This is a genomic window from Actinomadura sp. 9N407 (genome assembly GCF_044326315.1).
GTDB lineage: Bacteria > Actinomycetota > Actinomycetes > Streptosporangiales > Streptosporangiaceae > Spirillospora.
The window spans coordinates 1-24,669 of record NZ_JBIRAW010000045.1 but is presented as its reverse complement, the minus strand read 5'-3'; the positions used below and the strand labels follow the sequence as shown (position 1 = coordinate 24,669).

Here is a 24,669-nt window from a genome sequence, read left to right as displayed (position 1 = left end):
GTCCCGGTGGACACAACGAGTTGTAGTACTACAGCTTGTAGTACTACGCTGGCTTGTACGAGCCCACCCCAGCATCACCCGGCGTCCTAGCAGCGCCGCAGGGAGCCAGCCATGCAGCACGAAGAGAACGAGGAACACTGGAGCGACCAGGCCATTTGCCGTGGCGCCGACCCTGATCTGTTCTTCCCGATCGGCTATTCCGCCGAGATCCTGCGCGAGCAGGAACGGGCCGCCAAGGAGATCTGCGCGAACTGCCCCGTGACGGCCGATTGCCTGTCCTGGGCCCTGCGTGTCGGCGAGCCCGACGGCGTCTGGGGCGGGACGACTCCGGAGGAGCGCCGCCACCTGCGCCGTTCCGCCGACGCTCCGAGGCGCCACCGGCTGCCGGTCATCGAGGTGCGCGGCGACGTCATCGAGCCGGCCGCCTGAGACGTTCGCCACGTTCCGCGCGTCCCGCCCCCGGTCGCCAGGGGCGGACGGTCAGGGAACGAGCGCGACCTTTCCGGTGACGCGCCGGTCGAGCAGGTCGTCGAGGACCTTCCCGGCCGACTCCAGCGGCTCGGTACGCGGCGCGACCGGATCGAGCCGGCCGTCCGCGACCATCGCCAGCAGCTCGTCCAGCAACCCGCGCTGATCGAGCGGGTGCGCCATCGACCAGGCGCCCCAGTCGACGCCGGCGACCGTCCTGTTGCGCAGCAGGACCTGGTTGAGCGGCAGCGACGGGATGGCGCCCGAGGCGAACCCGATCACCAGGTAGCGGCCGCGCTCGCGCAGCGCCCGCAGCGCCGGGTCCGCGAGCGGGCCGCCGACCGGGTCGTACACCAGGTCCACGCCGCCGTCCGAGAAGGCGCGGGCGGCGGCCTTCACGTCCCCGGCCAGGGTGTCCACGGCGGCCTCGGCCCCGGCGGCCAGCGCGGCCTCCCGCTTCTCCTCCGACGACGCGGCGGCCAGCACCCGGGCACCCAGCGCCTTCGCGACCTGGACCGCCGCGAGCCCGGCCCCGCCGCCCGCCCCGAGGACGAGCACCGTCTCGTCCGGCCGCAGCGCGCCGCGCTCCCGCAGCGCGAACAGGCCGGTGCAGTAGCTCTGCGTGAACGTGGCGGCCCGTACGGCGTCGAGCCGGTCCGGGATCGGTACGGCCGACGCCGCCGGCACCGCGACCCGCGACGCGAACCCGCCGAGCCCGCACATGGCCAGGACGCGCGTCCCGATCGCGGGCGCGGATACATCGGACGCGACCGCGACGACCGTACCGGCGACCTCGCTGCCCGGGACGAACGGCGTCCGCGGCTTGATCTGGTAGCGGCCCTGCACGAAGAGCCCGTCCACGTAGTTGACCCCCGCCGCCTCGACCTCGACGACGACCTGACCTGGCCCCGGCTCCACCGGCTCGCCCTCCACGACGACGACGGACCCGAGCTCTTCACACACCACGGAACGCATGGCCCCCAATATGGCGGAGACCGAATAGCGTTCGCCACAGTGGGGATCCTCCAGGGCACGATGCGCGCGAGGCGAACGTTGCGGATAATGACGGCACGGTATTCACACACCAACGGCGGGCGAACATGGGCTATCCCTCAGTACCCGAGAAGAACCGCTCCGAAGGTCTCGCGACGCACGGTGCTCGCGCGCTGTCGGCGGCCATCATCATCGGCGTCGTCACCGCCGGCATGTGGGTGCTGGAGATCGCCGACTACGTCATGGGCGGCGCGCTGGACGACTACGGCATCCAGCCCCATGACGTGGGCGACCTGACCGACATCTTCACCGCCCCGTTCATGCACGGCGGCTTCGGGCATCTGATCGGCAACACCGTGCCGTTCGTGATCCTGGGCTTCCTCGCGGCCGTGCGGGGCACCGTCAAGTTCCTGCTCGCCAGCCTGATCATCATCGTGGTCGGCGGGCTGGGCGTCTGGTTCGCCAGCTCCGCCAACACGCTCGGCTCCAGCATCCTGATCTTCGGCTTCTTCGGCTACCTGCTCGGCCGCGGGCTGTTCGAGCGGCGGCTGCTCGACCTGGCGATCGCGGTCGGGGTGGTGCTGCTGTACGGCACGATGATCTTCGGGGTGCTGCCCAGCGACCCGTCCGTCTCCTGGCAGGGCCACCTGTTCGGGCTGATCGGCGGCGTGCTCGGCTCCTGGGTCCTGCGCCGCGGCCCCGACCGCGAGGTCAGCGCGGGCGGACGGTGACGTCCGAGACGACCGCGTCCTTCGGCGTCTCCAGCGCGTTGACCAGGACGCGCGCGACCGTGGCCGGGTCGGTGAACTTCGCGGCCTCGTACGGGCGGCCTTCCTGGGCGTGCACCTTGCGCTGCATCTCGGTGGCGGTACGGCCCGGGTAGACCGTCGTCACCCTCAGCGCGGGCTCCTCGGCGCGCAGCGAGTCGGCGAGAGCGCGCAGGCCGAACTTGCTCGCCGCGTACGCCGACCACTTCGCCTTGGCGGTCAGGCCCGAGGTCGAGTTGACGAAGACCACATGGCCCTCGGCGGCCCGCAGCGCCGGGAGCAGGATGCGGGTCAGTTCGGCGGCCGACACCAGATTGACCATCAGCTGGTCGATCCAGTGGTCGGCGTCCTGCTCGGCCACCGCGCCCAGATCGACCATGCCCGCGCTGTGCACCACGCCGTCCAGCCGTTGCGGCAGCCCGGCCTCGGCGAGCGCCGCCTCCAGCCGCCGCGGCTCGGTCAGATCGAGGGCGACGGCCCGCGCCGTACCGCGCGGCGAGGTGGTGCGGACCGCGCCCGGCTCGCCGTTGCGCTCCCGGACGATCAGCTGGGTGGCACCGTGCACACCCGTGCTGATCTGCCGGCTCACCGCCGCCAGCCGGTCCGGTGACCGGCCGGCCAGGATCAGGTCGTGCCCGCGCTCGGCCAGCAGCCCGGCGACCGCCGCGCCGATTCCGCCGGTGGCCCCGGTGATCAGATACATGCCCATGACGCCCCATTCTCGTCGCTCATCGTGGTCGACGCGACGCGCGACCCGTCGGTTCGGGCCCTGCCGGCTCGGACGCCGTCGGTTCGGCGCCGTCAGTTCGGACGCAGGACCCGGGCGACGCCGGTGATCAGCGCGGTGGCCAGGATCCAGCCGGTGGCGACCAGCGCGTACGCCATCCAGCGCGACCAGCCCTGCGGATCGTAGGCCTGCTGCTGCCCGAACGTGTCGATCGGGATCAGCAGATCGAGCGTGTAGACGAACGCGTGGAAGTCCGGCCGCTCGCCAGGCTTGATCACCCTGGGCCGGTTGGCGGAGAACACGATGGTCCCGATCCCGACCAGGACCCCGAACCAGGCGAACGCCAGCCACGGCCGGTAGCCGTACCCGACCGTCCAGTCCAGCAGCGTGTTCCATACCCGGCCGACGGGATGCGCCTTGCGGCGGCGCCCCCGCAGCTTGGCCAGCTGCACCTTGCGCGCCAGCTCGTCGTCGCCGATGCCGTGGTACCAGGTGCTGAGCTGCTCGTACGGCTGCAGATGGAACTCCCTGTCGCGGGAGATCCAGCTCAGCCGGTCCTTGAACGTGCCGCCGCGCAGCGTCTCGTACGTCAGCCCGTTCAGCCACATCTCGTCCGGCCAGAACTCGGGATGATCCATGATCAGGTTGATCCGGGAGTACGACAGCGCCACCGTGCCCTGGATCTTCTCCGCGGGCCACAGCAGCAGCTCTTCGCACTGCATGTGGCTGGCGTGCAGCGCCATCCGGCCCGGCGCGCCCGCGTCCAGCCGGGACCGGGAGAACGACAGGAGCCCGTTGATCCGGGCGCTGCGCAGCCGGATGGTGCCGATCGTGGTGGCCCGGCTGAACTCGGCGGTGTCCTCGACGACCATGTTCTGCCCGTCCAGGGCCAGCCGGCCCGGATTGCTCAGGACGGCCTCCTCCAGCCAGAGCCCGCCGTTCAGCCGCGCCCCGACCAGCCGGACCCCGCCGGTGATCTCGCACCCCCGGGCGAAGAAGCCCACCTCGACCAGCATCCCGCCGGCGAACAGTCCCCAGTCGACCGGCTCGGACACGGTGATCTTGGTGCCGTTCATCCGCAGCCCGCCCGTCAGTTGGGCGCGGGGCAGCCGGACCGATCCCTCGATCACCGAGCCGGAGAGGCTGAGGTAGCCGTCGGCGCGCAGCCCGCCGCCGTCGAAGCCCGGCATCCGGCAGTCCGACAGCCGCAGCTGGCGGGCCTGGGCGTTGGAGAAGTCGACGGCCTCGGCCAGCCGGCAGTGGGTCAGCCGCAGCTCGTACTCGACCGTGCCGCCCGACACGTCCAGCTCACCGATGATGTACGCGCCGGTCAGCCGTACCGCCGGGACGAACCCGCTGCGCGTCTCGCAGGCACCCAGCAGCAGCTGGGCGATCACCTCCGCACGGACGATCCGGTCGGGATCGGGCCCGGCGGGCGGCTCGTCGCCGAGCACCACCACCGTTCCGGTGGGAAAGGCCGCCCACAGCCGTCGTTCCGCATTGCTCAGTCCGGGAGGTTCAGCCACAGACGCTCTTTCTACGGGTCCGCCACCGAATGATCAAGGCCCGGGGGAGTCCCCCGGGCCTTGATCAGTCTTGCATCGCGTCCAGGACCGTGCGGTGTCCAGAGAGCACCGCGCCTGGAAACGTCCTGTTAGAAGAAGCCCTTGCGCTTTCCGGCCTTCTGCAGGAAGCCGTCGAGCTGCTGCTCCCAGTTGGTCTGGGCGGCGGAGGCGTAGTCGACGGTGAAGCGGCTGAACGAGTCGTGGCCCTCGGTGAACGCGCCGCCGCGCTTGTCCAGCTCCAGCACGACGTCCATCGAGGTCGGGTACGACACGAACGTGAGCTCGAGCTGCTTGATGCCCGACGCGTACTGCGGCGGCGGGAAGAACTCGATCTCCTGGTAGAAGGGCAGCTGCTGCTTCACCCCGTAGATGCGGCCCTTCTCGCAGTCGGCGTTCTTGAACCGGAAGCCGAGGCTCGAGAAGGCCGACAGGATGAGCTCCTGGGCGGGCAGCGGATGCACCGCGATCGGGTCGAGGTCGGTGGCGTCGACCGCCCGCGCGACCTCCAGCTCGGTGGCGACGCCGACGGTGGTGCCGCGCAGCGGCTGCCCGTAGAAGTGGGTCAGCGGCGCTTCCCAGGGGATCTGCATCTCGAACGGGATGCTGTAGCGCGCGTCGTCGTCCAGCTCGAACCGGCCGGCGATCGGCAGCTTGGCGTACTCGAGGTTGGAGGCGTACTCGTTGTCGCCGGACTCGATCTCCACCCGGGTCCGCAGAGCCAGGTTCACGCCGAGGATGTCGGAGTCGTGCTTGCCCCCGATGATCGTCACCTCGCCGGTGAGCTTCTCGCCGGGCCTGGTGTTGGGGTTGTGCAGGATCGTCTCGACCTGGGGACCACCGACACCGGCCGCCTGCATGAGCTTCTTGAAGACCAAGATTCCTCCCCTGTTGGTACGGGCGCCGATCTGTGCACCCACGTCCCATAGACGCCCTTTGGTGAGGCTACGTTCCAGCGAAGATCCAAACAGCCGAACGGCTCGCTGGCCGGGACCGGCCACCGGCGGGCACCGCCGGTGGCCGCCGGGCGTCAGTGCGCGCCGCCTCCGGCGAGGTTGAGGCCGATCACGCCGATGATGATGAGCGCCAGTGCCCCGAGCTTGAGCGGGGTCACCTGATCGCCCAGCCAGAGCATGCCGAGCGCGGCCGTACCGACCGCGCCGATGCCGACCCAGACGGCGTACGCGGTGCCGACCTCCAGGTCCTTCAGCGCGATGGTGAGCAGACCGAAGCTGATGACGGCGAAGACGAGGAAGCCGGCTGCGGGCAGCGCCTCGGTGAAGCCCTTGCTCTGCTTCAGGCAGAGCGCCATCGCGACCTCGAAGAGGCCGGCGGCGACGACAAGGAACCAGGCCATGGTGTTTCCTCCCGGACGGGACGTGTGCGGTGCGCCGCGGCGGACACGGGACGTGCCGTGCCGGGCGCTGGTCCGCGCACCGTCTTCGCCTGCCGGGTACGGCGCGCACCTCGTCCGGGAGGACCGCGTCAGGCCCTCATGACCAGGCTAACAAGGGCCTCACAGCGGGGATTCCCCGACGTGAGCCCCGTGCTCTCCCTTGGCGCGGATATGGACCTTCCCGTACCCGTCGGCCTTTGGCCGGATGTGGTGTGCCGGAATGACGGCGGGGTGTTACAGATCTCCCGTACGGTGGTGGGTTGCGACTGGTTACCAGCGGGTAGCATGATGTCGAGTTACTGACCAGTACGTTGCGGGGCCCACGAGCGCCGCGGAACCAGACGGAGTGTTCATGGGGCACTACAAGAGCAACCTCCGCGACCTGGAGTTCAACCTCTTCGAGGTCTTCGGGCGCCAGGACCTGCTGGGCACCGGTCCGTACGCCGAGCTGGACGAGGAGACCGCGCGCGACATGCTCGCCGAGGTCAACCGTCTCGCCGAGGGCCCGCTCGCCGAGTCGTTCGAGGACGCGGACCGCAACCCGCCGGTCTTCGACCCCGCGACCGGCACCGTGACGATGCCGGAGAGCTTCAAGAAGTCGTTCAAGGCGTGGATGGACGCGGAGTGGTTCCGCGTCGACCTGTCGCCCGCGTTCGGCGGTACGGGCGCACCCCGCAGCCTGACCTGGGCGCTGGCCGAGCAGGTGCTGGGCTCCAACCCGGCCGTCTACATGTTCTCCTCGGGCCCGGGCTTCGCCCAGATCCTGTGGCACATCGGGACGCCCGAGCAGAAGAGGTTCGCCGAGCTGGCGCTGGAGCGGCAGTGGGGCGCCACGATGGTGCTGACCGAGCCGGACGCCGGCTCCGACGTCGGCGCCGGCCGGGCCAAGGCCGTCCAGCAGCCCGACGGCACCTGGCACATCGAGGGCGTCAAGCGCTTCATCACCTCGGCCGAGCACGACATGTCCGAGAACATCTTCCACCTGGTGCTGGCCCGCCCCGAGGGCGCCGGCCCCGGCACCAAGGGCCTGTCGATGTTCCTCGTACCGAAGTACATGGTCGACCTGGAGACCGGTGAGCTGGGCGCCCGCAACGGTGCCTACGTCACCAACCTCGAGAAGAAGATGGGCCTGAAGGTCTCCACGACCTGCGAGCTCACGTTCGGCGAGAAGGAGCCGGCGGTCGGCTACCTGGTCGGCGACGTGCACGAGGGCATCAAGCAGATGTTCCTGGTCATCGAGTACGCCCGGATGATGGTCGGCACCAAGGCCATCGCCACCCTCTCCACCGGCTACCTGAACGCGCTCGAGTACGCCAAGGAGCGCGTGCAGGGTGCCGACATGACGCAGATGACCGACAAGACCGCCCCCCGGGTCACCATCACCCACCACCCGGACGTGCGGCGCAGCCTGATGACCCAGAAGGCCTACGCCGAGGGCATGCGGGCGCTGGTCCTGCTCACCGCCACGTACCAGGACGCGGTCCAGCTCGCCGAGCACGAGGGCCGCAAGGACGAGCTGGCCGAGAAGCTCAACGACCTGCTGCTGCCGGTCGTCAAGGGCTTCGGCTCCGAGCGCGCCTACGCGCTGCTGGGCGCCGAGTCGCTGCAGACGCTGGGCGGGTCCGGGTTCCTGCAGGAGTACCCGATCGAGCAGTACATCCGGGACTCCAAGATCGACACCCTGTACGAGGGCACCACCGCGATCCAGGGCATGGACCTGTTCTTCCGCAAGATCCTGCGCGACAACGGCGGGGCGCTGCAGCACCTGGCCGGCGAGATCCGGGCGTTCGCCGGGAGCGAGGCCGGCAACGGGCGGCTCAAGAACGAGCGCGCGATGCTCGGCCGGGCCCTGGACGACGTGCAGGGCATCATCGACCCGATGGTCGGCTGGGCGCTCGGCTCGCTGGAGAGCCCGAAGGAGGTCTACAAGGTCGGGCTCAACGGCTCGCGCCTGCTGCTGGCCCTCGGCGACCTGATCGTGGCCTGGCTGCTGTGCCGCCAGGCCGAGGTGGCCCTGGCCAAGCTGGACGGCGACGTGTCCGCGTCCGACCGCGACTTCTACACCGGCAAGGTGGCCGCGGCACAGTTCTTCTGCTCCACCGTCCTGCCGCGCCTGGCCGCCGACCGCGCCATCGCCGAGGGCACCACCCTCGACGTGATGGACCTGCCCGAGTCGGCCTTCTGATTCCCCTCGCCTGATCCCCTTTCCGCGAGTCACTGTGGGGGCGACCCCACACCCCCGAGTTAGGGGTGGCGGATCGGTAGGAACGCCCCAGCACCCGCGCGGTGCTGGGGCCGTTTCTTTTTCGCGCCGCATCTATACGCTTGCCCCCATGCCCGCTCGCAGACTGCTTCCGGCCGCTGTGGCCGTCGTGATGGCGGCCACGGGCTGCTCGGACACCGCGTCCCCGCAGAAGGTGGATCCGCCCAAGGCCGGCGCTGCCGGCGCGAGCGCGTCCGGCGCGTTCACCAGGGAGGGTTGGTTCGGCGGGGCGGACGGCCTGCACGCCCGCGTCGAGGTCAAGGGGATCGAGCGGCGCGGCGGCCAGACCCTGGTCCGGTACGCGGTCACGTCGATGGAGACCGTCGCCAAGTCCGTCCCGTTCGCCGTCAGCCTGCTCGATCCGGTCGGGCGCAAGCTGTACCGGCCGATCGCGGCGGGCCCTTCCCCCTCGCCCTCGGGGAGCGGGTCGCCTTCGACCGTCGCGTCCCCGACGACCGCGAACGCCGCGTACGCACCGACGCCCACCAGCACGCCCACCAGCACGCCCACCGCCACGCCCACGCAGACCACCACGCCCACGCAGTCGAGCACGCCCACGCAGGCTCCGCAGGTTCCGGTGCCATCGCCTGTGGTGGAGCAGTTCCTGCCGGGCGCTACGCGGGAGCTCGCCGCCGGGTTCCCCTCGGTGCCGTCGTCCGTACAGAAGCTCACCGTCCTCACTCCGGGCACCGCCGGGGAGTTCACCGGAGTGCCGGTGACCGGCACCGCGAGCGCGCCGGGCACCGTGGCCTCGCCCGGCAACCCGGTGGACCTGTACGACGTCACCGAAGGGGCGGTCAAGGACGTCACCGCCAGCGGCTCGGACGTAAAGATGAACCTGCGCGCCGACGTGCTGTTCGCGACCGGCTCGGCCGAGCTGTCGGGCCGCGCCAAGGCGGTCCTCGACCAGGCCGGCCAGGAGGTACGGCAGAAGGCCGACGCCGGCAAGGGACCGATCACGATCTACGGCCACACCGACAGCAAGGGCTCCGACGCCGACAACCTGAAGCTCTCCCAGGAGCGGGCCAAGGCCGTGGAGAAGGAGCTGAAGACCAGGCTCGGCGGTACGTACACGTACACCACGCAGGGCAAGGGCGAGGCCGAGCTGATCGCCAAGGAGGGCGGGACCGACGACGCCAACGCCCGTTCCCGGAACCGGCGCGTGGAGATCTCCTACCTCGTCCGGCAGCAGGCGCCGTCCACGACGACCTCCGCCACAGCTCCCGCCGACTCGCGCGGCGGTACGGTGCCCCCGGCCGCCTTCCGGGCCCAGGATGGTAAGACGGTGGCCAGCCGGTACGGGCGGTTCGGCTCGGCCAAGCGGCGGATCGACGTCAAGCCGTTCTACCGCGACGGCGCGTACCTGGTCGCGGTCTTCGACATCGTGAACGAAGGCCCGGGCACCACCCCGCCGGACGCCTTGTACCCGCACAAGGACTACCTCGGGGGCGCCTTCACCGCGTTCTCCGTGCTCGTCCCGGGTGGCACGGACGTCTACCGTGCGGTACGGATCGGCCCGCCCGCCGCGAACAGCGCCAAGTACGTCGACCCGGGGCGCGCCACGTTCCGTACGGCGATGGACGCGCCCGCCCGCGGGTTCGTCTACATCCCGGCGCCGCCCGGGAACGTCAAGAGCGTGACCTTCGACGCCGGCCCGTTCGGGAAGGTCGGCAACGTCCCGGTCGCATGACGATCGACAACGTCCCGGTCTCGTGACGATCGATCAACTTCACGTGTGGCGACCGAGCCTGGCGGATACGTTAAAGGCACGACCATGGATCGTCTGGCGGAGGTCATCGCATGGGTGTCGGCGTCAGCATTTTCACGATCACGCTCGGGCTGATCCTTAAATTCGCGATCGCCAAGGACGCGATGACCGATCCCGTGGACATCCACGTGATCGGCGTCATCCTCATCATCGTCGGCGGGGCCTCGTTCGCGCTGCAACTGCTGATGATGAGCAGGATGCAGAGCCGGGGCGCGGGCGACCGCGACAACGGCCGCCTCTACAACGGCGACAACCAGCCTCCGGTCTGACCGCCCGTTCCTCCCGTTGACTCGTGGCGTGTTGGCCCTGCCCGCCTGCCCACGCCCCGAGAAGGGCGACAACGCCACGAGTCAACCTGGGGTGCTACTGCCAGGCGAGGATGCGCAGCGGGTCCGCCAGCATGTCGCCCACGTCGCGCAGCACGCGCGAGCCCAGCTCACCGTCGATCACCCGGTGGTCGAACGACAGCGCCAGCGTGGTGACCTTGCGGATCGCCAGCTCGCCTTCATGTACCCACGGCATGTCGCGGATCTGGCCGAACGCCAGGATCGCCGACTCGCCGGGCGTGATGATCGGGGTCCCGGTGTCCACCCCGAACACGCCCACATTGGTGATCGTGATCGTCCCGCCGGACAGGTCGGCCGGGCTGGCCTTCCCCGCCCGCGCGGTCGCGGTCAGATCGGCCAGCGCCGCGGCCAGTTCGGGCAGCGGCATCTCCTGGGCGTCCTTGACGTTCGGGACGATCAGGCCCCGCTCGGTGGCCGCCGCGACGCCGAGGTTGATCCGCCGGCCGACCACGATCTCGGCGCCGGACGGGCCCTCCTCCCAGCGCGCGTTCACCATCGGGTTCCGGCCCGCCGCCGTGATCAGCGCCTTCGCGACCAGCAGCAGCGGCGACACCTTGACCTCGGCGAACTCGGGCAGCTCGCGGAGCCGCCGGACCGCCTCCATCGTCCCGGTCACGTCCACCTGGAGGAACTCGGTGACGTGCGGTGCGGTGAAGGCCGAGTTCACCATGGCCGCCGCCATGGCCTTGCGGACGCCCTTGACCGGGATCCGCTCCTCGTCCGGCCGAGGTGCCCGGGCGGGTGCGGCGGTCTGGGGCGGGGCCCCTTGCGCGGCGTGTACGTCGTCCCGCGTGATCGAGCCGCGCGGGCCGCTCCCCGTGACCGTGCCGAGGTCCACGCCGAGGTCCCTGGCCAGCTTCCGAACGGGCGGCTTGGCCAGCGGCAGCGCCTTGTCCACAGGCTGTGGACGAGGAGACGGCACGTCGGCCGCGCGCGGTGGCGGAGCGGGTGCCGCGGGCGGGCGCGGGGGCGCGGCGTGCGCGCTGCCGTTGGACGGCTTGCGCGGACGGCGCTTGGTCGCCCCCTCCTTCACCCCGTACCCGACGAGCACCGGCTGCCGCTTCGGCTTGTCCGGGCCCACGGTCCCCGGCTCGGCCGCCGCCGGAACGAGGTTCTCCTTGAGCGCCTCGGCCCGTTCGGTCGCCTCCGTGCCGCCGCCGTCCCCGGTGCCGTCGTCCACCGTGATGATTGGGACGCCCACGTCGACCGTCTGGCCCTCCTCGGCCATCAGCTCGGCCACCACGCCCTCGTACGGGCAGGGCAGCTCCACGATGGCCTTGGCGGTCTCGATCTCGACGATGATCTGGTTGACCTCCACCGGGTCGCCCGGCTGGACGTGCCAGCGGACGATCTCGGCCTCGGTCAGGCCCTCGCCCACATCGGGCAGCTTGAAGCTCTTCATGGTCACCAGCCGAAGGTCCGGTCGACCGCGTCCAGGATGCGGTCGAGATCGGGCAGGTAGTGGTCCTCGAGCCGGGAGGGCGGATAGGGGGTGGAGAAGCCGCCGACGCGCAGCACCGGCGACTCCAGGCGGTAGAAGCACTTCTCGGTCACCCGCGCCGCCAGCTCGGCGCCGTACCCGCTGAACACCGGGGCCTCGTGGACGACCACGCAGCGGCCCGTCCGGTTCACCGACTCGACGACCGTGCCGATGTCGAGGGGGTTGAGCGAGCGCAGGTCGATGACCTCCAGCGAACGGCTCTCCTCGGCCGCGGCGGCCTCCAGGCACGTCTTGACCGCCGGCCCGTACGCCAGCAGGGTCGCGTCGTCGCCCGGACGTACGACCCGCGCCTCGTGCAGCGGGGCCCCGGGCGCGTCCATCTCCACCGGGGCCTTGTCCCAGTAGCGGCGCTTGGGCTCGAAGAAGATCACCGGGTCCGGCGAGGCGATCGACTGCTGGATCATCGTGTACGCGTCGGCCGGGTTGGAGCAGGCGACCACCCGCAGCCCGGCGGTGTGCGTGAAGTAGTTCTCCGGCGACTCGCTGTGGTGCTCGACGGCACCGATGCCGCCGCCGCACGGGATCCGGATGACGACCGGCAGCGACAGCTTGCCGAGCGAGCGCAGATGCATCTTGGCCAGCTGGGTGATGATCTGGTCGGCCGCCGGGAACACGAACCCGTCGAACTGGATCTCGCAGACCGGCCGGTAGCCGCGCAGCGCCAGCCCGATCGCGGTGCCCACGATGCCCGACTCGGCCAGCGGGGTGTCGATCACCCGTTCCTCGCCGAAGTCCTTGTGCAGCCCGTCGGTCACCCGGAAGACGCCGCCGAGCTTGCCGACGTCCTCACCCATGATCAGGACCTTGGGGTCGTTCTCCATCGCCTTGCGCATGCCCTCGTTCATCGCCTTGGCGAGCGTGAGGGTCTCGGTGGCCCGTCCCGTACCGGGCTCCATCGTCCGGGTCATGACTGCCTCCTTGTGGGGGGACGACCCCCCACGCCCCCCGGCAACGCCTGCATTCATTCCCTCGCTTCGCTCGGTCATGACTGCACCTTTTCGTCCTCAAAAGACGCCAGGTAGGCGGCGAACTGCTCCTGCTCCTCGGACATCAGCGGATGCGGCTCCGCGTACACGTTGTTGAAGATCTCCAGCGGGCCCGGATCGGGCAGCGCCAGGCACTGCTTGCGCAGATCCGTCGCGACCGCCTTGGCCTCCGCCTCCACCTCCTCGAAGAAGGCGGCGTCGGCCATGTCGCTGCGGACGAGGTACGCCTTCACCCGCTCGATGGGGTCCTTGAGCTTCCACGCCTCCTCCTCCGCCTTGAGGCGGTAGCGCGTGGGGTCGTCCGTGGTGGTGTGGGCGCCCATCCGGTACGTGTAGGCCTCGACGAGCGTGGGCCCCTGTCCCGTACGGGCGTTCTCCAGGGCCTTCCGCGTGACGGCAAGGCAGGCGAACACGTCGTTGCCGTCCACCCTCAGCCCGGGGAACCCGTACCCCTGGGCCCGCTTGTACAGCGGGATGCGCGACTGCTTCTCCAGCGGCTCGGAGATGGCCCACTGGTTGTTCTGGCAGAAGAACACGACCGGCGCGTTGAACACCGACGCGAACACGAAGGACTCGTTGACGTCGCCCTGCGATGTGGCGCCGTCACCGAAGTACGCGATGGTCGCACCTGCCGACGGCGTGCCCAGCACTCCGTCGCGCTGGATGCCCATCGCGTAGCCCGTCGCGTGCAGCGTCTGGCTGCCGATCACGATCGTGTAGAGGTGGAACCCGTGCTCGGCCGGGTCCCAGCCGCCGTGGTTCACCCCACGGAACAGGCCCAGCAGCCGCAGCGGCTCGACCTGGCGGCAGTAGGCGACGCCGTGCTCGCGGTAGGTGGGAAAGACCATGTCGTGCTCGGTCAGCGCCCGTCCCGAGCCGATCTGGGCGGCCTCCTGGCCCAGCAGCGAGGCCCAGATGCCGAGCTCGCCCTGCCGGGTGAGGGCCACCGCCTCCAGATCGATCCGGCGGACGGTGACCAGGTCCCGGTACAGCCCGCGGATCTCCTCGGGGGAGAGGTCCAGCGGGTAGTCGGGATGCTCGACGCGCTCCCCCTCGGGGGTGAGCAGCTGCACGAGATCGGGATCGGCGTGCGGGGGGATGGCGGGCGCGCCGCGTACGGAGTCGATCGTCATCGATGACACTCCTCGTTCGGGGCCGGATCGCGGGATCGCCGCTGGCCGGCCGGCTTCAGTGGCCCCCGTTCTCCCCGGTAAGGGACGAAGGCCGCTGATGCCATCGTGGCAGACATCACACCCAGGAGCGCAAGCCCCCGAGTACCCGATCCGTACCCACCCCAGCCGATGCCGCACCCCGCGAACGGCCCTGCGCGGAGGCCGGAGCGGAGTTACACGGGTGCTACTCCCGGGACAGGGAGCGGGAGGCGCCGGCGGCCACGGTCAGGCCGAGGATGAAGCCCGAGATGACCAGCAGGTTGGCGATCCATTGATAGACGCCCTGCGGGGCGAAGACGCGCTCCTGGCCGAGGTCGCCGATCGGCAGCAGCAGGTCGAGGGTGTAGAAGAACGCGTTGAAGTGCGGGTGGTCGTCCTCGTTCAGGATGCCCGGCGGGCGCAGCGAGAACACGATCGTGCCCAGCGCCAGCAGGCCCATCAGCCAGCTCGCGGCACGGAACGGGCGGTAGCCGTAACCGACCAGGACGTCCTGCGCCCAGCCGATGATCTTGCGCGGCACGCTCTGGATCTTGCGCCGGTCGCGGGCCTTGGCCAGCAGCACGAACCGGCCGTCGGCGTCGAGGCCGAGCGAGCGGTAGGTCTGCGCGAGCCGCTCGTACGGCTGGGGCTGGTAGCCGTCGGTGTCGCGGCGCAGCCAGTCGAGCCGTTCGCGGGCCACCAGCGGCGGCTCCAGCGTCTCGTACTGGAGGCCGTCCAGTTGGAGCCGCTCGGGCCACGTCGCGCGGTCGTCGCGGAGCAGGGTGACCCTGGCGTACGAGAGATCCGCGACGCCCGACATCTGCTCGGCCGGGCGCAGCAGCACCTCCTCGGCCTGGAGCCGCTGCAGGCTCAGCGCCGTACCGGTCGGGTAGTGCAGATGGGCACCGCGGAAGCTGAGCTGCCCCGTGACGCGCGCGCCCGCGAAGCTGACCCCGCCGGTCGCGCGGAAGCCGTCCGAGCAGTAGACGTCGGTCTCGACCGCGAGATCGTCGGCGTTCAGCGCGATGCCGTCGGGATGGGACAGCTCGGCACCGACGAACGACAGGTACCCGCCCACCCGCGCGCCGCGCAGCCGGATCGCGCCCTGAGCGGAGAACCCGCCGTCGCAGAAGACGTTGGCCGCCACGTCGAGCCGGCTGGCGTACAGCGCGGACCCGTTCGGATTGTGCAGCCGCGCCTTGCGGAAGATCAGCTGGCCGCCCACCCGCGCGCCCGGCAGCCGGACCTCGCCGTTGGCGGTGAAACCCTGGTCGCAGTAGACGTTGGCGTCCACGGTGAGCCGGTCGGCGAGCAGCGCGTCACCGCCCGGGTTGATCAGGTGGACGCCCGACATGTTGAGGATGCCGGCGATGTGCGCGCCGTCCAGCAGCAGGCCCCCGGTGACCCGGCTGCCCTCCAGCCAGAGGTGGCCGTCCACCCGCGTACCGGAGGCGATCAGGCCGGGCAGCCGGCAGCGCATCAGATGGACGCTGTTCATGCTGGCCCAGTAGAAGTGCGGCGCGGTGTCGAAGCTGCAGCCGGTCAGCGCCAGCGGCACGCTCACCTTGGCGTGCCCGAGGTTGAGCGACCCGAGGATCCGCGCCCCCGACAGCCGTACGGCGGCGATGTGCCCGGACTCCGGATCCAGCGCCCCGGCCAGCAGCGCCACCAGCACCTCGGCCCGGACCATGCGTTCGGGGCCCCAGCGGTCGGACGAGGCCGGATCGTTCAGTGCCTGATCGCCGCTGGACAGGTCGACGGACTCACCGCGCGGGAACGCCTCCCACAGGCGGCGTTCCGGTGGTGACAGCTCATCGATGTTCATCGCACGACTCCGGGGGACGGGTGGTCTCGCTCAGGCCATGGTGCCGTACGCTTCTGACGGTAATGAAACCGCAGATCAGTAAGGGGGCGGTCGTGGCGCGCGTCGTCGTCGACGTCATGCTGAAGCCGGAGATCCTCGACCCGCAGGGGCAGGCGATCGCCCGCAAGCTGCCGCAGATGGGGTTCGAGGGCGTCTCCGCGGTCCGCCAGGGCAAGCGGTTCGAGGTCGAGCTGGACGGCCCGGCCGACGAGGAGGCCCTGGAGCGGGTTCGCAAGATCGCCGAAACCCTGCTGGCCAATACGGTGATCGAGAGTTTCGAGGTCCGCGCCCTCTAGCGCCGGGGCCGCCGGCGGGCCGCACCGCGAAAAGGCGGGGAATGGCCGTACGGGCACAATGATCTTGGCTCGGTCCAACGGATACGGGTCCTTTTCTGGAACGTGTCATTCGTTCCCGCGGAGGCGGCCGATCGTGGCCATCCCGGCAACGCAGGGTAAAGCGACCACGTCGCCACCGTGATTTCACCGAAAGACCCGGCGGTCCAACGATTACGCAAGATACCGCCGGGGAAACCTTAGCTGCGTCGAGACGCGCAGCCCGCTCGGGGGACCGGGCCCGGCCAGGGGGTCCGGGGCATGACACGAGGTGACCGGTGGACATGAAGTTCTCGCTCGCGCTACCACGCGAGGCGCTGAGCATCCCGGTGATCCGCCGCGTCGTGGGGGACGCGCTGCGTGCGCTGGGCGTTTCCGACGACTGCGTCGCCGACATTCTCGTGGCCGCGTCCGAGGCCTGCACGAATGTCATCCAGCATGCCCGTGCCAGTGGTGATTTCGAGGTGACCGGACGGGTCGACGACCATGTCTGCCGGCTGCGGATCGTCGACGGCGGCCGCGGTCCACGGAAAGCGCCGCCCCTCCCCGAACCGGACGATTTGGCCGAATCAGGCCGTGGTATTAGGATCATGCGGGCGCTGGTGGACGAGCTGAGCATCGACTCGGCGCCGGAGCACGGCACCGTCGTCCACCTCCACAAGCGCCTGACCTGGCGCGACGAGGCCCTGATCAGGCGCCTCGACGGTCGGCTCATGCACAGTGCCGGGTAGATTGGGACGCGCGCGGGGGGTTCGCGCCGCGCATCGGTGATCGTTATTCGCCGTTCGGCGACAGAGAGCCGCCCAGCCCCGGCCGCCCTCATTTCGGAGGAACACAAGAGATGGACGCTGCCCGGGTCGGGATCATCACCTTCCCAGGTTCCCTTGACGATCGTGACGCCGCCCGAGCCGTACGGCTCGCCGGGGCCGAACCCATCGCCCTGTGGCACGCCGACCACGACCTTCAGGGCGTGGACGCGGTCGTGCTGCCCGGCGGGTTCTCGTACGGGGACTACCTGCGGGCAGGGGCGATCGCACGCTTCGCGCCCCTGATGAAGGAACTGGTGGCCGCCGCCGAGGCGGGCCTGCCGGTGCTCGGTATCTGCAACGGGTTCCAGGTCCTGTGCGAGTCGCACCTGCTGCCCGGCGCCCTGCTGCCCAACGCGGGCCTGCACTTCGTCTGCCGCGACCAGCGGCTCCGGATCGACAACGCCGCCACGGCGTGGACCTCCGAGTACAGCGAGGGCCAGGAACTGGTCGTCCCGGTCAAGAACCGCGACGGGCGCTTCACCGCCGACCAGGACACCCTCGCCGAGCTCGAGGACAGCGGCCGCATCGTGGCCCGCTACCTCGACCTCAACCCCAACGGCTCCCTCGACGACATCGCGGGCATCTGCAACGAGGCCGGGAACGTGGTCGGCCTCATGCCCCACCCCGAGCACGCCGTGGAGTCCCTCACCGGCCCGTCCACGGACGGGCTGGGCTTCTTCACCTCGATCGTCAAGAGACTGGTCAACGCATGAGCGAGCAGCCGCCCACCCCTCCCGGCTCCCCGGACGCTCCCGGCGAGTCCGACGAGACGAGCCTGGAGTGGCTCGTCGAGCTCAAGTCCGACGCCGACGACCCGGAGCTCCAGCCCGTCGACCCCTCGGTGACCCGGGCCTACAAGGCCGTCCGGGAAGAGGGCGAACGCGAAGCCGCAGGCAACACCGGCCCCCAGCCCGCCGTGACCAACACGGGCCCCCAGTCGGCGGTGCCGGGCAACACGGGCCCGCAGCCGGCCGTGCCGAACCACACCGGCCCGCAGCCTGCGGTGCAGGGCCATACGGGTCCCCAGCCTGCGGTGCCGAACCACACGGGCTCGCATCCGCCGTTCTCCAACACCGGCCCGCAACCGGCCGTACCGGGCAACACGGGCCCGCAGCTTGCCGTGCCCAGCAACACCGGCCCGCAGCCCACGTTCTCCAATACGGGCCCGCAGCCTGCCGTACCGGGTAACACCGGACCTCAGCCCGCCGTGCCTGGCAACACCGGCCCCCAGCCCGCCGTACCGGGCAACACCGGCCCGCAACCGGCCGTCTCCAACACCGGGCCTCAGCCCGCCGTTCCGGGTAACACAGGGCCTCAGCCGGCCGTTCCGAGCGGCACCGGCCCCCAGCCTGCCGTGTCCGGTAACACCGTGTCCGGTAACACCGTGTCCGGTAACACCGGGCCGCAGGCCGCCGTGCCCGGGGAGGGTGGCGAGATCGTCCCGGCCGGGCCGACCCAGGAGACGGCGAACGAGCCGTTCATCGCCGTACCCGAGGGTGAGCCGGCGCCGGTGACGGCGGCCGAGATCCTGCAGCGGCTCGGCGAGCCGGGGAACGTCCACCTGGACGTGGGCGAGGAGCCCGCCGGATGGCGCCCGGAAGCGGCGCCGCCCGAGCCCGTACGGTACGAGCGGCCCGTGCCCGAGCCCGGCACCGACACCGTGGCGATCGCGGCCTCCACGCCGGAGCGGCCGCTGCCGTACGCCGAGCTGGGCATGAAGGACGAGGAGTACCAGCGGGTCCGGGACATCCTGGGCCGCCGCCCCACGGGGGCCGAGCTGGCGATCTACTCGGTGATGTGGAGCGAGCACTGCTCGTACAAGAGCTCCAAGGTGCATCTGCGCCAGTTCGGCGACAAGGCGCCGCAGACCGACGTGCTGCTGGTCGGGATGGGCGAGAACGCCGGTGTCGTGGACGTGGGGCAGGGCTGGGCGGTCACCTTCAAGGTGGAGTCGCACAACCACCCGTCCTACGTGGAGCCGTACCAGGGTGCGGCGACCGGGGTCGGCGGGATCGTGCGCGACATCATGTCGATGGGCGCGCGGCCGGTCGCGGTGATGGACTCGCTGCGGTTCGGCCCGGCGGACGCTCCCGACACCCAGCGGGTGCTGCCCGGCGTGGTGGCGGGGGTGGGCGGCTACGGCAACTCGCTCGGCCTGCCCAACATCGGCGGCGAGACCGTCTTCGACGCCTGCTACGCGCAGAACCCCCTCGTCAACGCGCTGTGCGTGGGCGTGCTGAAGCATGAGGACATCAAGCGGGCGATCGCCCCGGGCCCGGGCAACCGGGTCATCCTGTTCGGGGCCACCACCGGCCCGGACGGGATCGGCGGCGCGTCCGTGCTGGCGTCGGCGACGTTCGACGAGGAGTCGCAGGCCAAGCGGCCCGCCGTGCAGGTCGGCGACCCGTTCATGGAGAAGCTGCTGATCGAGTGCTGCCTGGAGCTGTTCGCCGAGGACCTCGTGGTCGGCATCCAGGACCTCGGCGCGGCCGGGGTGTCGTGCGCGACGACCGAGCTGGCCGCGGCCGGTACGGGCGGCATGCACGTCGACCTGGACGCCGTACCGCTGCGCGACGCGACCCTGCGCCCTGAGGAGATCCTCATGAGCGAATCGCAGGAGCGCATGATGGCGGTGGTCGAGCCGGCCAAGGTCGAGCGGTTCCTGCAGATCTGCGCCAAGTGGGAGATCCCGGCGACGACGATCGGGACGGTCACCGACACCGGTCGCCTGGTCATGACCTGGCGCGGCGAGACGATCGTCGACATCCCGCCGACCACGGCGGTCGACGAGGGCCCGGTGTACGAGCGGCCGATCGCGCCGCCCGCCGACCTGGGCTCCATGCAGGCCGACACGCCGGGCCGGCTGACCCGTCCGTCCAGTGCCGACGAGATCCGCCGTACGGTCCTGTGGCTGGCCGGTTCACCGAACCTGGCGAGCAAGACCTGGGTGACCTCGCAGTACGACCGGTACGTGATGGGCAACACCGTGATGGCGATGCCCGAGGACGCGGGCGTGATCCGGATCGACGACGAGTCGGGTCTCGGCCTGGCGCTGTCCCTGGACGGCAACGGCCGCTTCGCGCGGCTCGACCCGTACGCCGGGGCCCAGCTGTCGCTGTCGGAGGCGTACCGCAACGTGGCCGCCACCGGTGCCCGCCCGCTCGCGGTCACCAACTGCCTCAACTTCGGCTCACCCGAGGACCCGGGCGTCATGTGGCAGTTCGCCCGTGCGGTCGAGGGCCTGGCCGACGGCTGCCAGTACCTGGGCATCCCGGTCACCGGCGGCAACGTCAGCTTCTACAACCAGACCGGCACCACGCCGATCAACCCGACGCCGGTCATCGGTGTGCTGGGCGTCCAGGACGACGTGCGCCGGCACGTGAACATGTCGTTCACCTCCGACGGCGCCACCCTCGCCCTCCTGGGCGAGACGCGCGAGGAGTTCGGCGGGTCCGAATGGGCGCACGTGGTCTACGGGCACCTGGGCGGCCTGCCGCCGCTGGTCGACCTGGCCGCCGAGCGCGCGCTGGGCTCGGTCCTGGTGACCGCGGCGCGCGAGGGCCTGCTGACGGCGGCGCACGACCTGTCCGACGGCGGGCTGTCGCAGGCGCTGGTGGAGTCCTGCCTGCGCGGCGGGCTCGGCGCCAAGATCACCCTGCGCGGGGACGCGTTCGTCTCGCTGTTCAGCGAGTCGGTCGCCCGCGCCGTCGTGGCCATCCGCCCCGGCGGCGAGAACCGGATGGCGCAGCTGTGCCAGGAGGCCGGCGTCCCGGTCTCCCAGCTCGGCGTCATCGGCGGCGACTCCCTCGACGTCACGGCGCCCGGCCCCGACGGCGAGACGCAGGAGCTGTTCTCGATCCCGCTGGTCGAGCTGCGCGACGCGCACGAGCGCACCCTCCCCAGCTACGCCGGCTGAATCGCCAGAACGCGAAAGCGCCCGGCCCCAAAAGGGCCGGGCGCTCTGTTTTCGTTGCCGACCAGTCGGCCCTCCGCTTGGGGAACACGCACGGACGCGCCTAGCCGCCTGGGTCTCTTCTCAAGTGCCTCAGCCACCGCGCGAGCGCGTTAACTGGCCGGGCGGGGCGATGCCGAAGGCGAGCCTCACCCGGCCAGATCGCGAAGCGATGCAGCGCTCGCACAAGGAACGGTCAGGGGTGCGAGCCGCCAGGCGAGCGGCCCCTGGGCCGGGCCTTTGATTAAAAGACGCTGATGTGGACGTGGTCGTAGTGGTTGGCGGTGGTGCCGCCGCGGTTCTCCATGGCGCGCCAGCCCGGGCTGCGCATGTCGTAGATGCGCTGGCGCCAGATGACGTACTTGACGCCGAGCCTGCTGGCGTTGGCGATCGCGTACTGGGCGGCGCGGTCACCCTGGGCACGGCCGTTGGCGCCGGGCATCGAGCCGCCGGTGCTGACCATGAAGTCGCAGGCCTGGCCGGTGGCGTGGTCCTGGGCGTCGCCGCCGCCGCGCACGCAGCCGATGGTCGGGAACGGCCCGAACTCCACGTCGAGGGTGTCCTTGACCTTGCGCATCCGGGGCGTGACGCCGCCCATGCCGACGCTCGGGGACTCCGGCTTGTACCGCTTCACCAGAGCCTGGATCTTGGTCTTCTGGGCCAGCAGGTCCTTGAGGTCCTTCTCGAGGTCCTTGACCTTCTTCTCGTACTCCTGGCGCGCCTTCTCCTGCTCGTTCACCAGGGCCTGGATCTGCTGGACCTTGTTGGACTGGTTCTGGGCCACATGGCTGACCAGGCTCAGGTTGCTGAGCGCGCTGGACGGGTCGGAGGCGGACAGCACGCCGACGCTGGGGTCGGTGCCCCCGGTCATGTACTGGCTGGCCGCCAGCTGCGCGACCAGGCCGCGGGCGACGTTGAGGTCGACCTGGAGGTCCTTGGCCTTCTGCTGGGCCTTCTTGATGCCGTACTGGGCGTTCTTCTGCTTGGCCAGGTCGCCGCCGTAGGCCTTCTCCAGCTTCGCGATCTGCTGGTTGAGCTTCCTGAAGCGCGCCGAGTCGCCGGGATCGGCGTAGGCCGTGGGCGCAGCGGGCGCGACGGGCGCGGCCCCCGCGGAGCCGGCGGTCAGCGACAGGCCGCCGGCGAGTACCGCGAGTGCCAAGGCGGGGCGCCGTAGCCGGGTACGCCATCGGCGGGTGGAGCTGGGGGTCTCCACGTCCTCTCCTCTCCTCGATCGCCTACCGGGTTAGCTGACGGGTTCGGGCCGGAGTCAGCCCTATCGCCGCCCACTGGAGGCGGGCGGCGGATTCACCCCTGCCGGTCGGACCGGGCGAGGCCCGAATCTACCGGCGGGTGGTTCCCCGGTTCCCGGGCGGGGGGACGCCGCGGGATTAGGCGGGTCCGGCCGGCCGTGCCCCGGAGACCAGGGCCGGTCACCGGCCGAACAATAGCGAACTGTAAGGAACCGTCCGGATCCTCGCCAAGATTAAACCCCGGGGCCGGGTGGAATGGCCGCCTTCCCGGAAGCCCGGCTCCCGTCAGGGAGCCGGGCCATCTTACGTGACCGGACTCACAGACCGCCCTTGTAGAGCAGCCGGTTGGCCGTCCCACTGGGAAGGCGCCCGATTTGTCCCTTTGTTGAGTAGTCGTTCAGCCATTTCTGCACCTGCGGGAAAGTGGAGGTCTTGTGACCCTGCAGGTACAGGGCCGCTGCCCCACTGACGTGCGGAGCCGCCATCGAGGTGCCACTGATCTTCGCCCGGCCGCCGCCCGGCCAGGTCGAGTAGACCCCGTAGCCGGGGGCGAAGATGTCGACGCACTTGCCGTAATTGGAGAACGCGGCCCGGTTGTCGTAGACCGTGGTCGCGCCGACCGCCATCACCCAGCCGGCGCTGGCCGGTGAGGTGTTGCAGGCGTTCTGGTTCTCGTTGCCGGCAGCGACCGAGGTGAAGACCCCGGTCCTGGACAGCTGCTCGACCGCCGCGTTGAGCGCCGTGGACTTGCCGCCGCCCAGCGACAGGTTGGCCACGGCCGGCTTCTTGGCGTTCGTGCGCAGCCAGTCGACGGCGGCGATGATGGTCGACATGTAGCCGTAGCCGTCGGCGTCCAGGACGCGCATGCCGCGCACATTGACGTTCTTGGCCACGCCGTACAGCTTGGAGCCGATGGTGCCGGCCACGTGCGTACCGTGGCCGTTGTGGTCCCAGCCGTCACCGTTGAACTCGGGGCCGACCCAGGCGATCGAGGCCCGGCCGCCGAACTCGGGATGGGTGTGCGCGAGACCGCTGTCGATGACGTAGGCGTTGACGCCCGTGCCGGTCATCTTGTACGTGTACGTCTTCGACAGCTTCTTGCCGCGCTGGTCGATCCGGTCCAGTCCCCATGGCAGCGGCGACCGCTGCGTGGTGCTGGCCTTGACGATCTGGTCCTGCTCGATCGCGGCGACCGACGGGTCACGGCGGAGCGTGTCGAGTTGGGACGTGCTCAGCTTGGCCGCGAAGCCGTTGAGCGCGTTGCCGAAGCGCTGGACCGAGGTGGCCCTGGCCCGCTTGGCCGTGGTGGCCGGCGAGACTCCCGTCTTCAGCGTGACGATGTACCGGCCCGGAGCCGGCGTGCCCTGGGCCTTGGCCACCGGGACCGGTGCGGTCTGTGGTGTGGCGGCGAAGGCGGGCAGGGTGGCGGCGGCGCCCATGGAGGCGACCGCGCCGATGATGAGCACCCTTCGGGGGAAAGGCCGCAAGAGCTCTCCTTCTCTCACGCGGGCCCGCATGCGGCACCCGCAGCCGGGGTCGGAGCGACCCGGCCGGGGGTACTTTATTGGATCTCTGACCGAAATAGACGCTAAATCCGGCATTTCGTCAATGCAGGTCAGGCCAAGATCGGCCAGCGCGTCGCCGAACGGTCGATCCGGTCGCGACTCAGTCGCGGGTCAGCTTGCCCTGGTAACCGAGCTGGGAGCTGCCGGGAGCGGACCAGGCGTACTGCAGCGAGCCGTCCGGCTGCCTGCTGACCTGCACGTCCCCGCTCGTGCACGGCTTGCCGATGGTCAGCGACATGTGCAGCTGCCGGTTGGTCCCCCGGGCGAAGGCGAGCGTGCCGGTGCAGTTGTGCTGCGTGTACAGCGCCCGTGCCGTTTTCTCGCCCTTCTTGAACGTCACCTCGACGGGGAACGAGGCGCCCCGTCCCGTGTTGACCACGGTGCCCTTCCACGTACCGGCGAAGGCCTCGGGTACGGACGAGACCGGGCGGTCGTCGATCGTGTCGGTGCCGCCGGCCGGCGGCGCGTCGTCCCCGCGCATCTGCGGCAGCAGCACCAGGCCGATGATCGCCACTCCGACCAGGACCCCGATCGTGAGCGAGAGCGCCACGCCGAGCAGGTGGTTGCCGGGACGCGGCAGCCGCGCCAGCAGGCCGGGCAGCCCGCCGCTCGGGGGCTCCGGCGGCAGCGAGAGGATCGCCGTCGAGTCGCGCTCGTCGTCGCCGTCCAGCCCCGTTCCCATGCCCGGGATGAGGTGCGGTGTCGGCTCGGTCCGGTCGGCGGGAGGCGGCGCCGCGCCGACCGGGGCCATGGACGTGGTGCGATCGAACGCGGCGGGGTCGAGGGCGTGCTGATCGAGCGCCGTGTCATCGACGCGCGGCGTGTCGACCCGGGTCAGGTCCGCCGGCTCCAGTGGAGGCCACGGGCCGGACGCGGGCACCGACGATCCGAAGGCGGCGGGCGGCGACGCGGCCGGGCTCGGCATCGGCGGAGCCGGGGCAGGGGCGGGGGCGGGGGCGGGTCAGAGG

At 70.7% G+C, this 24,669-nt stretch carries 21 protein-coding genes and 2 riboswitches; of the genes, 9 read left to right on the top strand and 12 right to left on the bottom strand.

Translation table 11 applies throughout. The annotated features are described in order from the left end of the window. The first annotated feature begins 111 nt into the window (after positions 1-111). Positions 112-429 carry a WhiB family transcriptional regulator gene (locus tag ACH34Q_RS42470; protein WP_395988892.1) on the top strand — a complete coding sequence of 106 codons (318 nt, stop codon included), beginning with the start codon at positions 112-114 and terminating at the stop codon, positions 427-429. A gap of 51 nt (positions 430-480) precedes the next feature. On the opposite strand, the gene ACH34Q_RS42465 is transcribed toward ACH34Q_RS42470, so the two are convergent. Then, a complete protein-coding gene (locus ACH34Q_RS42465) occupies positions 481-1,443 on the bottom strand; it encodes an NADPH:quinone oxidoreductase family protein (protein WP_395988891.1) in 963 nt (320 codons plus the stop codon). A gap of 125 nt (positions 1,444-1,568) precedes the next feature. Between ACH34Q_RS42465 and ACH34Q_RS42460 the strand changes: the two genes are divergently transcribed. After that, positions 1,569-2,192: a rhomboid family intramembrane serine protease gene (locus tag ACH34Q_RS42460; protein WP_395988890.1), complete on the top strand. Its 624-nt coding sequence runs from the start codon at positions 1,569-1,571 to the stop codon at positions 2,190-2,192. On the opposite strand, the gene ACH34Q_RS42455 is transcribed toward ACH34Q_RS42460, so the two are convergent. From ACH34Q_RS42455 to ACH34Q_RS42440, 4 genes are all read right to left on the bottom strand, one after another. After that, a complete protein-coding gene (locus ACH34Q_RS42455) occupies positions 2,173-2,937 on the bottom strand; it encodes an SDR family oxidoreductase (RefSeq protein ID WP_395988889.1) in 765 nt (254 codons plus the stop codon). The two genes, ACH34Q_RS42460 and ACH34Q_RS42455, sit on opposite strands and share 20 nt — an antisense overlap. 92 nt (positions 2,938-3,029) lie before the next feature. Further along, on the bottom strand, positions 3,030-4,481 hold the full coding sequence (locus ACH34Q_RS42450) for a hypothetical protein (protein ID WP_395988888.1): 1,452 nt from the start codon (positions 4,479-4,481) through the stop codon (positions 3,030-3,032). Positions 4,482-4,609: 128 nt separating this feature from the next. Beyond that, positions 4,610-5,395: a sporulation protein gene (locus ACH34Q_RS42445; protein ID WP_395988887.1), complete on the bottom strand. Its 786-nt coding sequence runs from the start codon at positions 5,393-5,395 to the stop codon at positions 4,610-4,612. A 152-nt stretch (positions 5,396-5,547) separates the two neighbouring features. Next, on the bottom strand, positions 5,548-5,874 hold the full coding sequence (locus ACH34Q_RS42440; RefSeq protein WP_395988886.1) for a DMT family transporter: 327 nt from the start codon (positions 5,872-5,874) through the stop codon (positions 5,548-5,550). Between the two features lie 73 nt (positions 5,875-5,947). Beyond that, a riboswitch (guanidine-III (ykkC-III) riboswitch) is annotated at positions 5,948-6,015 on the bottom strand. Between the two features lie 250 nt (positions 6,016-6,265). On the opposite strand from ACH34Q_RS42440, the gene ACH34Q_RS42435 reads away from it, so the two are divergent. The 3 genes from ACH34Q_RS42435 (at position 6,266) to ACH34Q_RS42425 (ending at position 10,213) form a co-directional block, all read left to right on the top strand. Beyond that, entirely contained in the window at positions 6,266-8,098 is a 1,833-nt protein-coding gene (locus ACH34Q_RS42435; protein ID WP_395988885.1) for an acyl-CoA dehydrogenase, read from the top strand. Positions 8,099-8,246: 148 nt separating this feature from the next. Continuing rightward, positions 8,247-9,866: an OmpA family protein gene (locus tag ACH34Q_RS42430; RefSeq protein ID WP_395988884.1), complete on the top strand. Its 1,620-nt coding sequence runs from the start codon at positions 8,247-8,249 to the stop codon at positions 9,864-9,866. Positions 9,867-9,976: 110 nt separating this feature from the next. Beyond that, positions 9,977-10,213, top strand: coding sequence for a DUF6458 family protein (locus ACH34Q_RS42425; RefSeq protein ID WP_395988883.1), 237 nt, complete (start codon positions 9,977-9,979; stop codon positions 10,211-10,213). 94 nt (positions 10,214-10,307) lie between these two features. Here the strand turns inward: ACH34Q_RS42425 and ACH34Q_RS42420 are convergent, their stop codons facing one another. The 4 genes from ACH34Q_RS42420 to ACH34Q_RS42405 all read right to left on the bottom strand — a co-directional run bounded on the left by ACH34Q_RS42420 (position 10,308) and on the right by ACH34Q_RS42405 (position 15,754). After that, positions 10,308-11,693 carry a dihydrolipoamide acetyltransferase family protein gene (locus tag ACH34Q_RS42420; RefSeq protein WP_395988882.1) on the bottom strand — a complete coding sequence of 462 codons (1,386 nt, stop codon included), beginning with the start codon at positions 11,691-11,693 and terminating at the stop codon, positions 10,308-10,310. Positions 11,694-11,695: 2 nt separating this feature from the next. Further along, positions 11,696-12,700, bottom strand: a complete 1,005-nt coding sequence (locus ACH34Q_RS42415; RefSeq protein WP_395988881.1) for an alpha-ketoacid dehydrogenase subunit beta — start codon at positions 12,698-12,700, stop codon at positions 11,696-11,698. A 74-nt stretch (positions 12,701-12,774) separates the two neighbouring features. Continuing rightward, on the bottom strand, positions 12,775-13,911 hold the full coding sequence (gene pdhA, locus ACH34Q_RS42410) for a pyruvate dehydrogenase (acetyl-transferring) E1 component subunit alpha (RefSeq protein WP_395988880.1): 1,137 nt from the start codon (positions 13,909-13,911) through the stop codon (positions 12,775-12,777). A 223-nt stretch (positions 13,912-14,134) separates the two neighbouring features. Then, entirely contained in the window at positions 14,135-15,754 is a 1,620-nt protein-coding gene (locus ACH34Q_RS42405) for a hypothetical protein (RefSeq protein WP_395988879.1), read from the bottom strand. A gap of 92 nt (positions 15,755-15,846) precedes the next feature. On the opposite strand from ACH34Q_RS42405, the gene purS reads away from it, so the two are divergent. The 4 genes from purS to purL all read left to right on the top strand — a co-directional run bounded on the left by purS (position 15,847) and on the right by purL (position 20,850). Beyond that, on the top strand, positions 15,847-16,089 hold the full coding sequence (gene purS / locus ACH34Q_RS42400; protein WP_395988878.1) for a phosphoribosylformylglycinamidine synthase subunit PurS: 243 nt from the start codon (positions 15,847-15,849) through the stop codon (positions 16,087-16,089). Between the two features lie 320 nt (positions 16,090-16,409). Continuing rightward, positions 16,410-16,856, top strand: a complete 447-nt coding sequence (locus ACH34Q_RS42395) for an ATP-binding protein (protein WP_395988933.1) — start codon at positions 16,410-16,412, stop codon at positions 16,854-16,856. Positions 16,857-16,966: 110 nt separating this feature from the next. Continuing rightward, entirely contained in the window at positions 16,967-17,647 is a 681-nt protein-coding gene (gene purQ / locus ACH34Q_RS42390; protein WP_395988877.1) for a phosphoribosylformylglycinamidine synthase subunit PurQ, read from the top strand. A gap of 923 nt (positions 17,648-18,570) precedes the next feature. Next, positions 18,571-20,850: a phosphoribosylformylglycinamidine synthase subunit PurL gene (gene purL, locus ACH34Q_RS42385; protein WP_395988932.1), complete on the top strand. Its 2,280-nt coding sequence runs from the start codon at positions 18,571-18,573 to the stop codon at positions 20,848-20,850. A 280-nt stretch (positions 20,851-21,130) separates the two neighbouring features. Here purL and ACH34Q_RS42380 read toward each other — a convergent pair whose 3' ends face one another. The 3 genes from ACH34Q_RS42380 to ACH34Q_RS42370 all read right to left on the bottom strand — a co-directional run bounded on the left by ACH34Q_RS42380 (position 21,131) and on the right by ACH34Q_RS42370 (position 24,626). After that, positions 21,131-22,099 carry a coiled-coil domain-containing protein gene (locus tag ACH34Q_RS42380; RefSeq protein ID WP_395988876.1) on the bottom strand — a complete coding sequence of 323 codons (969 nt, stop codon included), beginning with the start codon at positions 22,097-22,099 and terminating at the stop codon, positions 21,131-21,133. A 3-nt stretch (positions 22,100-22,102) separates the two neighbouring features. Continuing rightward, positions 22,103-22,291, bottom strand: a riboswitch (cyclic di-AMP (ydaO/yuaA leader). A 162-nt stretch (positions 22,292-22,453) separates the two neighbouring features. Then, the gene (locus ACH34Q_RS42375) at positions 22,454-23,623 is read right to left on the bottom strand and encodes a S8 family peptidase (protein ID WP_395988875.1); all 1,170 of its coding nucleotides are present in this window, start codon (positions 23,621-23,623) and stop codon (positions 22,454-22,456) included. Positions 23,624-23,801: 178 nt separating this feature from the next. Then, complete coding sequence (locus ACH34Q_RS42370; RefSeq protein ID WP_395988874.1) at positions 23,802-24,626, bottom strand: hypothetical protein; 825 nt, start codon at positions 24,624-24,626, stop codon at positions 23,802-23,804. Positions 24,627-24,669 lie beyond the last annotated feature (43 nt).